Annotated in this window: 11 protein-coding genes; 9 read left to right on the forward strand and 2 right to left on the reverse strand. The window is 68.9% G+C overall.

The window, feature by feature from the left end; translation table 11 throughout:
• Positions 1 to 55 precede the first annotated feature (55 nt).
• The 3 genes from ACQEVG_RS35560 to ACQEVG_RS35570 all read left to right on the forward strand — a co-directional run bounded on the left by ACQEVG_RS35560 (position 56) and on the right by ACQEVG_RS35570 (position 2,825).
• Positions 56 to 418, forward strand: coding sequence for a bifunctional 3-phenylpropionate/cinnamic acid dioxygenase ferredoxin subunit (locus ACQEVG_RS35560; protein ID WP_360864803.1), 363 nt, complete (start codon positions 56 to 58; stop codon positions 416 to 418).
• The gene (locus ACQEVG_RS35565; protein ID WP_432991651.1) at positions 415 to 1,578 is read left to right on the forward strand and encodes an NAD(P)/FAD-dependent oxidoreductase; all 1,164 of its coding nucleotides are present in this window, start codon (positions 415 to 417) and stop codon (positions 1,576 to 1,578) included. The genes ACQEVG_RS35560 and ACQEVG_RS35565 overlap by 4 nt, the downstream gene beginning before the upstream one ends.
• Positions 1,579 to 1,691: 113 nt before the next feature.
• Positions 1,692 to 2,825 carry an aromatic ring-hydroxylating oxygenase subunit alpha gene (locus ACQEVG_RS35570; protein WP_432991653.1) on the forward strand — a complete coding sequence of 378 codons (1,134 nt, stop codon included), beginning with the start codon at positions 1,692 to 1,694 and terminating at the stop codon, positions 2,823 to 2,825.
• A 330-nt stretch (positions 2,826 to 3,155) separates the two neighbouring features.
• Here the strand turns inward: ACQEVG_RS35570 and ACQEVG_RS35575 are convergent, their stop codons facing one another.
• The gene (locus ACQEVG_RS35575; protein ID WP_432991655.1) at positions 3,156 to 3,953 is read right to left on the reverse strand and encodes an IclR family transcriptional regulator; all 798 of its coding nucleotides are present in this window, start codon (positions 3,951 to 3,953) and stop codon (positions 3,156 to 3,158) included.
• Between the two features lie 143 nt (positions 3,954 to 4,096).
• Between ACQEVG_RS35575 and betA the strand changes: the two genes are divergently transcribed.
• Together betA and ACQEVG_RS35585 are read left to right on the forward strand one after the other, a co-directional pair.
• On the forward strand, positions 4,097 to 5,758 hold the full coding sequence (gene betA, locus ACQEVG_RS35580; RefSeq protein ID WP_432991657.1) for a choline dehydrogenase: 1,662 nt from the start codon (positions 4,097 to 4,099) through the stop codon (positions 5,756 to 5,758).
• Between the two features lie 2 nt (positions 5,759 to 5,760).
• Positions 5,761 to 6,588 carry a 5,10-methylenetetrahydrofolate reductase gene (locus ACQEVG_RS35585; protein ID WP_432991659.1) on the forward strand — a complete coding sequence of 276 codons (828 nt, stop codon included), beginning with the start codon at positions 5,761 to 5,763 and terminating at the stop codon, positions 6,586 to 6,588.
• A gap of 161 nt (positions 6,589 to 6,749) precedes the next feature.
• On the opposite strand, the gene purU is transcribed toward ACQEVG_RS35585, so the two are convergent.
• Entirely contained in the window at positions 6,750 to 7,622 is an 873-nt protein-coding gene (gene purU, locus ACQEVG_RS35590) for a formyltetrahydrofolate deformylase (RefSeq protein WP_432991661.1), read from the reverse strand.
• A gap of 220 nt (positions 7,623 to 7,842) precedes the next feature.
• Between purU and ACQEVG_RS35595 the strand changes: the two genes are divergently transcribed.
• Genes ACQEVG_RS35595 through ACQEVG_RS35610 form a run of 4 tightly spaced genes read left to right on the forward strand, consistent with a single transcriptional unit; the run spans position 7,843 to position 13,458 of the window.
• On the forward strand, positions 7,843 to 9,312 hold the full coding sequence (locus ACQEVG_RS35595) for an aldehyde dehydrogenase family protein (RefSeq protein WP_432991663.1): 1,470 nt from the start codon (positions 7,843 to 7,845) through the stop codon (positions 9,310 to 9,312).
• Between the two features lie 20 nt (positions 9,313 to 9,332).
• Positions 9,333 to 10,421, forward strand: coding sequence for a quaternary amine ABC transporter ATP-binding protein (locus ACQEVG_RS35600; RefSeq protein ID WP_432991665.1), 1,089 nt, complete (start codon positions 9,333 to 9,335; stop codon positions 10,419 to 10,421).
• The gene (locus ACQEVG_RS35605; protein WP_432991667.1) at positions 10,421 to 12,412 is read left to right on the forward strand and encodes an ABC transporter permease; all 1,992 of its coding nucleotides are present in this window, start codon (positions 10,421 to 10,423) and stop codon (positions 12,410 to 12,412) included. The genes ACQEVG_RS35600 and ACQEVG_RS35605 overlap by 1 nt, the downstream gene beginning before the upstream one ends.
• Positions 12,413 to 12,459: 47 nt before the next feature.
• Complete coding sequence (locus ACQEVG_RS35610; RefSeq protein WP_432991669.1) at positions 12,460 to 13,458, forward strand: ABC transporter substrate-binding protein; 999 nt, start codon at positions 12,460 to 12,462, stop codon at positions 13,456 to 13,458.
• The last annotated feature ends 11 nt before the right edge of the window (positions 13,459 to 13,469 follow it).

Genomic DNA, 13,469 nt, shown 5'->3' on the forward strand with positions numbered 1-13,469 from the left:
TCCAGACTGTTGTTGCGCTTACCGCAATCCGTTTCGCTATATGCACCGAGGTGTCATGATGATTCCCGCGTGCCGTCTCGTGGATCTGCCGCGAGGCGAGGCCATCCGGCTCGACATCGATCCGCCCGTCTCGGTGTTCCACACCGACGACGGCGAGGTCTTCGCCATCGACGACACCTGCACCCACCAGGATGCGTCGCTCGCTGACGGCTGGCTGGAGGGGTGCGAGGTCGAATGCCCGCTGCACGCCTCGAAGTTCGACCTCCGTACCGGAGCCGTCGACTCGCCGCCGGCCAAGCTCCCGGTCCGCACCCACCAGGTCCTGATCGAGGACGGCATGATCTACGTGCAGCCGTCCACGGCGGCCCCGAATCTGCCCCCCTGCGTCGCGTCGCGGCTCGCCGGAGGTCTCGCGTGAGGACCGTGGCCGTGGTCGGCGCCTCGCTCGCGGGGCTGTCGGCCGCACGCTCATTGCGCAAACAGGGCTACGACGGACGGCTCGTCGTGATCGGTGACGAGCAGCACCGCCCGTACGACAGGCCGCCGTTGTCCAAGGAGTTCCTCGCCGGAAAGATCGGCGAAGTGGATCTCGCGCTGGAGGCGGAGGGCGAGGACCTGAGCGCCGAGTGGCTGCTCGGCGTGCGGGCCGCGGGATTCGACCGGGGCGACCGCGCGGTGCGGCTCGCCGACGGCCGGTCCGTCCGGGCCGACGGCGTCGTCATCGCGACGGGCGCGACCGCGCGCATGCTGCCGGGCGGCGAGGGCCTCGCCGGGGTGCATACGCTGCGCACCCTGGACGATGCACGCGCCCTGCGGGCCGACCTGGCCATGGGTGGGCGACTGGTGGTGATCGGCGGCGGGTTCATCGGCGCCGAGGTCGCCTCCACCGCGTACGGCATGGGGCTTGATGTGACGGTCGTCGAGGCCGCGCCGACGCCGCTGGCCGGACCACTCGGCGAGATCATGGGAGGCGTTGTCTCCACGCTCCACGCGGACCACGGCGTACGCCTGCTGTGCGGCGTCGGCGTCAAGGGGCTGAGCGGCCAGGCCCGCGTCGAGGCGGTCCTGCTCCAGGACGGCCGCAGCATCCCGGCCGACACCGTGGTCGTCGGTGTGGGTGCCCGCCCCTGCGTCGAGTGGCTGGACGGCAGCGGCGTCGCACTGGAGGACGGCGTCAAGTGCGGCGTGGACGGCCGTACAAGCGTGGCCGGTGTGGTCGCGGTCGGAGACTGCGCCTCCTGGTACGACCCTTACGCCGGGGTCCACCGTCGCGTCGAGCACTGGACCGGCGCACGGGAGCGGCCCGACGCGGCCGTGGCCACGCTGCTGTCCGGCGGTGCGGCAACGCCGGCGGCGCCCAAGCCTCCGTACTTCTGGTCCGACCAGTACGGCGTACGGATCCAGTTCGCCGGGCATTCCGCCGGGGCCGACAGCGTGACGGTCGAGGAGGGGCTCCCGGACGAGCGCAGCTTCCTGGCGGTCTACCGGCGGTCGGGCCATCCGGTCGCGGTCCTCGGGATGAACCAGCCGCGCCTGTTCACCCGCTGGCGCAAGCAGCTCGCCGCCGCCACCCCCTGACGCCGCTCCCGCGGCGTGACGCGCTACTGCCACCCCATTCATTGCATACCGCACAGCGCCGCTCGGACTTCCTGGTCCCACGGCGCGACGACGCCACCCGCGAGGAGTGCCCTGTGACCTCGACCAGCCTGCCGGACAGCCTGATCGCCACGCTCCCCGGCTCCTATTACACCGATCCCGGGATCTTCGCCCAGGAGCAGGAGCACATCTTCGAAGCGATGTGGTTCTGCGCCGCGCGCTCCTCCGACCTGGCCAAGCCCGGGGCCTTCCGGACCGTTGACGTGGGCCGCGAGAGCATCCTCATCACCCGGGCCCGGGACAACTCCGTCCGCGCCTACTTCAATGTCTGCCGGCACCGCGGCGCCAAGCTCTGCACCGAGGAGACCGGCGAGGTCAAGCGTGCCTTCCAGTGCCCGTACCATGCGTGGACGTACGACCTGAACGGCAAACTCGTCGCGGCGCCCAACCTCACGAAGATGCCCGACGTCGGCCGCACCGAGTACGGCCTGGCGAGTGTGGCCACCCGCGAATGGCTGGGCTATGTCTGGGTCTGTCTGGCGGAGAACCCGCCCTCGTTCGATGAACAGGTCGTCGGCGAGGTCGTCGCCCGGCTCGGCGACGTCGAGTCGATCGAGCGCTACGGCATGGACCACCTCGAGGTCGGCAGACGGATCGTCTACGACGTCAAGGCGAACTGGAAGCTCATCATCGAGAACTTCATGGAGTGCTACCACTGCGCCACGATCCACCCGGAACTCACCGAGGTCCTGCCGGAGTTCGCCGACGGCTACGCCGCGCAGTACTACGTCGGCCACGGCGCCGAGTTCGGCGCGGAGATCAAGGGTTTCACCGTGGACGGCTCCGAAGGCCTGGACCGCATCCCCGGGGTCCTGGAGGAGCAGGACCGCCGCTACTACGCGATCACCGTCAGGCCGCAGGTATTCATCAATCTCGTCCCCGACCACGTGATCTTCCACCGGATGTACCCGGTCGCCGCCGACCGCACGATCGTCGAGTGCGACTGGCTGTACCTCAAGGACGTGGTGGACAGCGGCAGGGACGTCAGCCGGTCCGTGGAGCTCTTCGACCGGGTCAACCGGCAGGACTTCGACGCGTGTGAGCGCTGCCAGCCCGCGATGAGCTCCCGGCTGTACGCCAAGGGCGGCGTACTGGTACCCAGCGAGCACCACATCGGCGCGTTCCACGACTGGATCCACGAGCGGCTCGGCACCCAGCAGCCGCAGTAGCGTCGGCGACGGCGCGCAAGGCGCCGCGAGAGGAGCCGGGGACGAGCAGGGGCAAGACCTGGGCCGCCGCGATCCCCGCGGTGACCCACGCCCTGTGCTAGGGCCTGTCTTCCGGATCCTGCCGGGCTCGCGTGCCCTGGCACGCACTCCCCCGTAGCCCTTCGGGCACGGGAGGTGCCCCCACCGCGTGGGCTCCATCCTCCGCCTTGCATCTGCACGCACCAGACCCCGCTCACTGATCCGGCCTGACCCGAAAGACAGGCCCTTGGCGCACGACCGGACGGTCGTGCACGGTCCAGCGGCTCCGCCCGGACGGGGAGTGCGCCGGGGTCAGCCCAGGTAGCCCATCCGGTGACTGATCTCTTCCGCACCCTGGATCAGGGCCGGGGCCAGCTCGCGCATACGCTCCTCGGTCAGCCGGTACGAGGGCCCCGAGGCACTGAGCGCCGCGATGACGTCTCCGTCCCGGGAGCGGATGGGCGCGGCCATGGCGTGAAGCCCGATCTCCAGTTCCTCCAGGGTCCAGGCGTAGCCGTGCTCTCTGGCGTCGGCGAGGTTCTTCTCGAGCTTCGTCTTCGCGGTCAGGGTGTTCGGGGTCACCTTCTTCAGGCCCGCCTGCGACAGGAGCTCGGCGCGCTCCTTGGCGGGCATGTGGGCCAGCAGGATCTTGCCGCTGGAGGTGGCGTGCAGCGGGGTCAGCTGGCCGACCCAGTTGTGTGCCGCGACCGCCGCCGGGCCGCGCACCTGAAAGAGATTGATCGCGAAGTGCTCCTGCATGACCGCGATGTTGACGGTCTCGCCGAACTCCTCTGCGAGGCGCTCACAGACAGGGCGGCCCTGCTGCGTGATGTCGATGCGGCCCGTGACCGCGCCGGCCAGGCGCACGATGCCGAAGCCGAGGCGGTACTTGCCGCGCTCGCCCGCCTGCTCCACCAGCCCGCGCGCCTCCAGCGCGCCGAGCAGGCGGAAAGCGGTGGATTTGTGGACCTCGATCTCGGCTGCCACGTCGCTGACGCCCACTTCACCGTGCTGGGCAAGGATTTCCAGCACGCTGATGGCGCGGTCGACGGACTGGACCCCGCCCGTCTGCGAACCGGTCGTTTCGGTATCTGGACTGTAGTTGCTCACAGCGAAACTATACGCGCAGTAAACAACGACGGTGTGAAGGACTCGTGACCCTGTAAGTTGCGTCGCTCGCAACCTGGTGCGTATAGCGCTACTCGTATTAGCATGCCACGCGTATCGAACGGCGCGATCGAGACGAGGCAGCCATGGCTTCCCAGCAGTACGACTTCGTCATCGTCGGCGGCGGATCGGCCGGCAGCGCACTGGCGAACCGGCTCTCCGCCGACCCGGGCAACCGTGTGCTGGTGCTGGAGGCCGGCCGGCCCGACTATCCGTGGGATGTGTTCATTCACATGCCCGCGGCGCTGACCTACCCCATCGGCAGCCGCTTCTACGACTGGAAGTACGAGTCCGAGCCCGAGCCCCACATGGGCGGCCGGCGCGTCTACCACGCCCGCGGCAAGGTGCTCGGCGGTTCCAGCAGCATCAACGGCATGATCTTCCAGCGCGGCAACCCCATGGACTACGAGCGGTGGGCGGCCGACCCGGGCATGGAGACCTGGGACTACGCGCACTGTCTGCCGTACTTCCAGCGGATGGAGAACTGCCTGGCGGCCGACCCCGACGACCAGTTCCGCGGCCACGACGGCCCCCTCGTCCTCGAACGCGGCCCGGCCTCCACCCCGCTCTTCCCCGCCTTCCTCGAGGCCGTCCAGGAAGCCGGCTACCCCCGCACCGACGACGTCAACGGCTACCGCCAGGAAGGCTTCGCCCCCTTCGACCGCAACGTCCACCGCGGACGCCGTCTGTCGGCCTCGAAGGCGTACCTCAAGCCGGTGAAGCGGCGGCCGAATCTCACCGTCAAGACCCGTGCCCTTGTCACCCGCGTGATCTTCGAGGGCAAGCGCGCCGTCGGTGTCGAGTACCGGCGCGGCCGCGGCAAGCCCCAGCAGGTCCGCGCCGGGGAGGTCATCCTCTGTGGCGGTGCGATCAACTCCCCGCAGCTGCTGCAGCTCTCCGGTGTCGGCAATGCCGAGGAGCTGAGCGCGCTCGGCATCGACGTCGTCCACGACCTCCCCGGCGTCGGCGAGAACCTCCAGGACCACCTGGAGGTGTACGTCCAGTACGCCTGCAAGCAGCCGGTCTCCATGCAGCCGTACATGGCGAAGTGGCGCGCCCCGTTCATCGGCCTGCAGTGGCTCTTCCGCAAGGGTCCGGCCGCGACCAACCACTTCGAGGCCGGCGGCTTCGCCCGCAGCAACGAGGACGTGGAATACCCCAACCTGATGTTCCACTTCCTGCCCATCGCGGTCCGCTACGACGGCTCCTCGCCGTCGGGCGGGCACGGCTACCAGGTGCACGTCGGGCCCATGTACTCCGACGCCCTCGGCTCCGTGAAGATCAAGAGCAAGGACCCGCGCGAGCACCCGGCGCTGCGCTTCAACTACCTGTCCACCGAACAGGACCGCCGCGAGTGGGTCGAGGCGATCCGGGTGACCCGCAAGCTCCTCAACCAGCCCGCGCTCGCCCCGTACAACGACGGCGAGATCTCGCCCGGACCGTCCGTGGAGAGCGACGAGGAGATTCTGTCCTGGGTCGCGAAGGAGGGCGAGACGGCCCTGCACCCCTCCTGCACCTGCAAGATGGGCACCGACGAGATGGCCGTGGTCGACCCGGAGAGCATGCGGGTGCACGGCGTGGAGGGGCTTCGCGTCGTGGACGCCTCGGTGATGCCCTATGTCACCAACGGCAACATCTACGCGCCGGTGATGATGATCGCGGAGAAGGCCGCCGACCTCATCCTCGGCAAGAACCCGCTGCCGCCGTCGAAGGCCCAGTACTACCGGCACCGCGACGCCGCCAGATAACCGTGCTCCGTTCATTGCTGGAGCACGTCCGCTACGAGGTGCTCCCCGCCAGGGCGACGCAGGACAAGGTGCTGGCCCATTTGCCGCGCGACGTGGTGGTCACGGTCACCGCGTCGCCGGTCAAGGGCCTCGAGCCGACCCTCGACCTCGCCACCCGGCTGGCGGCGCACGGCCATCGCGTCGTTCCGCACGTGCCCGCGCGGCTGCTGCGGGACGGCGCCCATGTGGCGGAGGTCGTCCACCGGCTGCGTGAGGCAGGGGTGGACGACGTCTTCGTACCTGCCGGGGACGCCGATGCGCCTGCCGGCCCGTACGAGGGCGCGCTGCCCGTGCTGCGGCAGCTCAGCGAGCTGGGCAGCCCCTTCGCGAGGGTCGGGATCACCGGATACCCGGAGAGTCATCCGCTCATCGACGACGACATCACCATCCAGGCCATGCGCGACAAACACCCCCATGCCACGTACATCGTCAGCAACATGTGCTTCGACTCGCGCGTGCTGGGGGAGTGGGTGACGCGGGTGCGGCGGCGCGATGTCACGCTGCCGGTGCATGTGGGCGTGGCGGGGCCGGTCGAGCGTACGAAGCTGCTGGCGATGGCGGCGAAGATCGGTGTGGGCGAGTCGACGCGCTTCCTGGCCCGGCACGCCTCCTGGTTCGTACGCTTCGCGGCGCCGGGCGGGTATGCGCCGGAACGGCTGCTGCGGCGGAGTGCGCCCGTGCTGACGGCGCCGGGGGCGGCGGTGGCGGGTCTGCACCTGTTCACGTTCAACCAGATCGCGGAGACGGAGCGGTGGCGGCGGGGCATGCTGGACCGGCTGGGGGGTTGTTAGCCCCCGCCCCTTCCCGTAACTGGGGCTCCGCCCCAGACCCGCCCCTCAATCGCCGGCGGGGCGCCCGCTGACGCGCGGCCGGGCTCGGGGTCCGGGGGCGGGGCCCCCGGTTACGGGAAGGGGCGGGTAGGGGGACAGACCCGCCCCCGATTGCGTACCGCTCAGCGGAAGACCACCGTACGGTTCCCGTCCACCATCACGCGGCTCTCGCTGTGCCACTTCACCGCATGCGCCAGCACCTGCGCCTCCACGTCCCGCCCGACCGTGACCAGCTCGTCCGGGTCGAGCGAGTGATCCACTCGGACCACGTCCTGCTCGATGATCTGCCCCTCGTCCAGGTCCGGCGTCACATAGTGCGCCGTGGCGCCGACGAGCTTCACGCCGCGGTCGTACGCCTGTCCGTACGGGCGCGCGCCCTTGAAACTGGGCAGGAAGGAGTGGTGGATGTTGATGGCCCGGCCCTCGAGCTGCTTGCACAGGTCGTCGGAGAGGATCTGCATATAGCGGGCGAGCACCACCAGATCGATGTCCAGGTCGCGCACCAGCTCCAGCAGGCGTGCCTCGGCGTCGGCCTTGGTGGCCTTGGTCACCGGGATGTGGTGGAAGGGAATGCCGTAGGTCCCGGCCAGCTCCTCGAACTCCTCGTGGTTGGAGACGATGGCCGGTACTTCGATATTGAGGGCGCCGGTGCGCAGCCGGAAGAGCAGGTCGTTCAGGCAGTGGCCGAACTTGGACACCATGATCAGCGTACGGGTCGGGGTCGAGGCGTCCCGCAGGGTCCACGAGATCCGGTAGGCCTCGGCGACGGGGCCGAAGCGGTCACGCAGATTTTTCACGTCGGTGTCCGGGTCGGACACATCGAAGTGGACCCTCATGAAGAAACGGCCCTGAAGTCGATCATCGAACTGCTGGCTCTCCAGGATGTTGCCGGAGTTCCTGACCAGATAGCCGCTCACGGCGTGAACCAGTCCGGCCTGGTCCGGGCACGAGAGCGTGAGGACGTATTCACGGCCAGGTTGCGGTCGAGGGGACATTCGCGGCCTCCGTTGGTGCGTATTGCACAACACGGTGAGTGATACGCAACATGGTCGGTCCCTCGGGGTCCGTGGTCAAGAGAGTCGGGACAACTGACACCCGGGGTGGAATCCGCGCGTCTCGCCCTCTTGACGTAGGTCACACGTTCGGGCCAATGTGTTCCACCACAAGCAATGCGGTGCATGATGCGCAACGAACTTCGGTCGAAGGGCTCCGCTCGTGGCAGACCTGTATCTGGACGGAGAATGGTGCGATCCGGTGGCCGGTGGCCACCGGGAGATCTGTTGCCCCGCAGATGGGACGCTTTCGGCGGTCGTGTCCGAGGGGACGCGGGCGGACAGTGAGGCCGCCATCGCCGCGGCCCGCCGGGCTTTCGACCAAGGCACCTGGCCGCGAACCCCCGAGCGGGAGCGCGGCGCACTGCTGCTGCGGACCGCCGATCTGATCGAGCGCGACGCCAAGGAGTTCGCCCGCGCCGAATCGCTGGACACCGGCAAGCGGCTGGTGGAGAGCGAGTACGACATCGCCGATGTCGTCTCCTGCTTCCGCTACTACGGCGGGATCGCGGGCACCAGTGCCGGCCGGGTCATCGACACCGGGCGCGACGACGCCGTCAGCCGAGTCACCTACGAGCCGGTCGGCGTGTGCGGGTTGATCACCCCGTGGAACTACCCGCTGCTCCAGGCTTCGTGGAAGGTCGCCCCCGCACTTGTGGCCGGCAACACGATCGTTCTGAAGCCGAGCGAGCTCACCCCCTCCACATCGATCCTGCTGATGCGGGCACTCGAGGAGGCCGGTCTGCCGGCCGGCGCCGCCAACCTCGTGCTGGGTACCGGTCCCGAGGTGGGCGCACCGCTGTCCGAAGACCCCGCCGTCGACATGATCTCCTTCACCGGGGGCCTGGACACCGGCCGAAGGATCATGGCCACGGCCGCCGCGACCGTGAAGAAGGTCGCCCTCGAACTGGGTGGCAAGAACCCCAACGTCGTCTTCGCCGACGCCGATTTCGAGGCCGCGGTGGACTTCGCTCTCACCGCCGTCTTCCTGCACTCCGGGCAGGTCTGCTCGGCCGGCGCCCGTCTGATCGTCGAGGACTCGCTGCACGACGCCTTCGTCGACGAGGTGGTGCGCCGTGCCGGGCGAATCCGGCTGGGCGGACCCTTCGACCCCGAGGCCGATACGGGACCGCTGGTCTCCGCACAGCACCGGGAGAAGGTCGAGGCATATGTCGCGGCGGGCCTCGCCGAGGGCGCCGTACTGCGCTGCGGCGGCAGCCGCCCCGAGGACCCCGCGCTCGGAGGCGGCTTCTACTACCCGCCGACCGTGCTCGACGAGTGCCACCAGGGCATGCGCGTGGTGCACGAGGAGTCCTTCGGCCCCGTACTGACCGTCGAGCGCTTCAGCGACGAGGACGAGGCGGTACGCATCGCCAACGACACCGAGTACGGACTCGCCGGAGCCGTATGGACGCAGGACGCCGGCAAGGCCCAGCGGGTGGCCGGGCGGCTGCGCCACGGCACCGTGTGGATCAACGACTACCACCCCTATGTGCCACAGGCGGAGTGGGGTGGCTTCGGGCACTCGGGCGTGGGCCGGGAACTGGGCCCGGCAGGCCTGGACGAATACCGCGAGCCCAAGCACATCTGGCAGAACATCCAACCCCGGCCGCAGCACTGGTTCCGCGGCTGAACGCCGAAGAGAGGTCGATCGTGACCCCAACGCAGACTGAACTGCCGCAGCGGCGCGGCATGTCCAAGGACCAGGACCGAACACCGGTCATCTCCGTGCGCGGGCTGTGGAAGGTGTTCGGGCCGAAGGCCGACCAGGTGCCGGGTTCCGAGGAGCTGTGCGGGCTTACGCGCCGCGAGCTCATGGACCGCACGGGATGCACCGCCGCCGTACGGGATGTGAACTTCGAGGTGTCCCCCGGCGAGGTCTTCGTCGTCATGGGCCTGTCCGGCTCCGGCAAGTCCACGCTGGTGCGATGTCTCACCCGGCTGATCGAACCCACCGCGGGCGAAGTCAACTTCGAGGGCGAGGACATCCGCGGCGCGGACGCCAGGCGGCTGCGCGAGCTGCGGCGCCGCAAGTTCTCCATGGTCTTCCAGCACTTCGGACTGCTGCCCCACCGCAGGGTCGTCGACAACGTCTCGTACGGCCTGGAGATCCGCGGCATGGCCAAGGCCGAGCGCGTCAAGCGGGCCCTGGAGGTCGTCGAACTGGTGGGCCTCGCCGGATACGAGAACTCCTATCCCGACCAGCTCTCCGGCGGCATGCAGCAGCGCGTCGGTCTCGCGCGGGCGCTCGCCGGCGATCCGGACGTGCTCTTCTTCGACGAGCCGTTCTCCGCGCTCGACCCGCTGATCCGCCGCGACATGCAGAACGAGGTCATCCGCCTGCACCACGAGGTCGGCAAGACCATGGTGTTCATCACCCATGACCTGTCCGAGGCACTCAAGCTCGGCGACCGCATCCTCATCATGCGCGACGGCAAAATGGTTCAGTGCGGCACGGGTGACGAACTGGTCGGCGCGCCCGCCGACGACTACGTCCGCGAGTTCGTCAAGGACGTGCCCCGCGCCGAAGTCCTGACCCTGCGCTGGATCATGCGGGCTCCCGAGCCCGACGACGCCCTCGACGGCCCCGAGTTGGGGCCGGACGTCGTGGTGCGCGAGGCGACGCGGGCGGTGCTCGCGGCGGACAAGCCGGTCAAGGTCGTCGAGGACGGGCGGCTGCTGGGGATCGTGGGCGACGAGGAGATCCTCGCGGTCGTCGCCGGACAGGAAGGCGGTGCGTGATGGCTGTCGCCGCCGACACGGCCGCCGCCCCGGTAGCGGCCGTACGCCGAGTGAGCCGGCGCGGGGTGGTGGCCGCGATCCTGATTGCCTGGCTGGTGCTGTTCGCCGTACTGCGCGGGCGGCAGACGCTGACGCTGGCGGCCGCCGACCTGACCGATCTGCACCGCTGGTTCAACTCGGTCAACGACACCATCGGGGCGAACCGCAACAGCAACCCGCTCTTTCTCTACTTCTTCAATGAGATCCGGCTGGTCATCGACAATCTCGTGACCTTCGTCCAGTCGCTGATCTCCCAGCCGCAGGGCGACCGTCCGGTCCCCGTCATCGGCTGGCTGGGTGTTGTCGCCCTCGCGGGCTATGTGTCCTGGGCCTTCGGGAACATCCGCGTCGCGGCGCTGGCCGTGGCCGGGTTCACTTTCTTCGGGCTGCAGGGACTGTGGCAGGAGAGCATGGACACCCTGGCCCTGACCCTGTCGGCGGTCTTCGTCTCCCTGCTCGTCGGGATCCCGCTCGGCATCTGGGCCGGACTCTCCGACCGGGTGAACCGCGCCATCACGCCCTTCCTGGACTTCATGCAGACGATGCCGACCTTCGTCTATCTGGCCCCGCTGACGCTGTTCTTCCTCATCGGCCCGGCATCGGCCACGATCGCCACGCTCATCTACGCGGCGCCTCCCGCCATCCGCATCACCGCGCACGCCATCCGGGGGGTGCCCGCCACCACGGTCGAGGCTGCCGAGTCGCTGGGATCCACCCGGCGGCAGACGCTCACCAAGGTGCTGCTGCCCATGTCCAAGCGGACCGTCGTGATGGGCGTGAACCAGACGATCATGGCCGCGCTGTCCATGGTCACCATCGCCGCCCTGATCGACGCGCCCGGCCTGGGCAAGACCGTCGTCAAGGCGCTTCAGACGCTCGACGTCGGCGTCGCCTTCAACGCCGGCCTTGCCATAGTCGTCATGGCCATCGTGCTGGACCGGGTGACGACCGCGGCAGGCGATCGGGTGGAGGCCGCCCGCAAGCGCGGCGCCGGCCGGTTCACCGAGTGGCGCCGGCCCCTGCTGATGGCCGGCGGCGCGGCGGCCGCGGTGTGCGTGTGGCTCTCCCACACCTTTGTGTGGGCCGCCGAGTTCCCCGGCGAGGCCGGAGTCGGCAGCGCGATCGCGCGTACGGCCGACTCGGTCACCCTCTGGACGCAGGACACCTTCGGCGGGCTGACCAACGGAATCAGGGACCTGATCTCCACAGTGCTGCTCAACCCCTTCGAGGCGCTGCTCACCGACTCCCCGTGGTGGCTGGTCGGCGCGGTTCTCGTCGCCGTCGGCGCCGTGCTCGGCGGATGGCGCGCGGGTTTCACTGCGGGGGCCTGCGTTGCCCTGCTCGTCGCGACCGGCGTGTGGTCGGACAGCATGACGACGCTGGCCTCCACGGCGGTGGCCACGCTGATCGTGCTGCTGTTCGGCGTCGTGGTCGGCGTCTGGATGGGCCGCAGCCCGCTGGCAGACCGGCTGATCAGACCCAGCCTCGACGCGGGCCAGACCATGCCCTCGTTCGTCTATCTGGTGCCGTTCCTGGCGCTGTTCGGCGCCACGCGCTTCACGGCGATCATCGCCGCGGTGGTCTTCGCGGCCCCCGTGACGATCAAGATCATCGCGGACGGTGTGCGAGCGGTGCCCCAGACCACGGTGGAGGCAGCCACGGCAGCCGGCTCCAGCACCTGGCAGATCATCACCAAGGTGCAGCTCCCCATGTCACGCAGCGCTCTGACACTCGCGACCAACCAGGGACTGATCTACGTCCTGTCCATGGTGGTCGTGGGCGGTCTGGTCGGTGCGGGTGCCCTGGGCTACGACGTCGTAGCCGGTTTCTCCCAGGGCCAGTTGTACGGCAAGGGCCTCGCGGCAGGACTCGCCATCGTCCTGCTCGGGGTCATGTTCGACCGGATAACCCAGGCAGCGGCACGGCGCACGACGCGACCCGGCGCACGCTGAGCCGGCCACAACCCAGCGGCCAGAGCACAAAGCACAGGAGGCAGCACATGTCAGGGAACTTCATCACCCAGTCGCGGCCCGCGAGACGGCGGGCCGTGGCGGCCGGACTGGCGCTGGGCCTGGCCGCGCTCACCGGCTGCGGCGGCGCCAAGGTCGGAGAGGCGGGATCGGACAAGGCGGGCGGCGCCTCCGGCAAATGCGGCACGTTCAATCTCGCGATCAACCCCTGGGTCGGGTACGAGGCCAACGCGGCGGTCATCGCGTATGTCGCCGAGAAGGATCTCAAGTGTCAGGTGACCAAGAAGGACCTCAAGGAAGAGGTCGCCTGGCAGGGCTTCGGCACCGGCGAGGTGGACGCCGTGGTGGAGAACTGGGGCCATGACGACCTGAAGAAGAAGTACATCTCCGACCAGCGGACCGCCGTGCAGGCGGGTACGACCGGCAACAAGGGTGTCATCGGCTGGTTCGTGCCGCCGTGGCTGGCCAAGGAGCACCCGGACATCACCGACTGGAAGAACCTCAACAAGTACGCCGCCAACTTCAAGACGTCGGAGTCGGGCGCCAAGGGCCAGTTCCTCGACGGCGACCCGTCGTTCGTCACGAACGACGCCGCGCTGGTGAAGAATCTCAAGCTGAACTACAAGGTTGTCTACGGCGGCAGCGAGGCGGCGCTCATCCAGGCGTTCCGGCAGGCGGAGGCGAAGAAGACCTGGGTGATCGGGTACTTCTACGCGCCGCAGTGGTTCCTGTCGGAGGTCGACCTGGTCAAGGTGAATCTTCCGAAGTATGCGGCCGGCTGTGATTCCGATGCGGAGAAGGTCGCCTGCGACTATCCCGAGTACCAGCTGGACAAGATCGTCAGCAGGAAGTTCGCCGGATCGGGCAGCCCTGCCTACGACCTCGTGAAGAACTTCAGCTGGACCAATGAGGACCAGAACCTGGTGGCGAAGTACATCGCCGAGGACAAGATGACGCCGGAGGCGGCGGCCAAGAAGTGGGTGGACGCCAACCGCGACAAGGTCGATGCCTGGATCAAGAAGAGCTGATCCGTAAGAGG

The sequence above is a fragment of the Streptomyces sp. CA-135486 genome, from assembly GCF_050936555.1.
Lineage (GTDB): Bacteria > Actinomycetota > Actinomycetes > Streptomycetales > Streptomycetaceae > Streptomyces.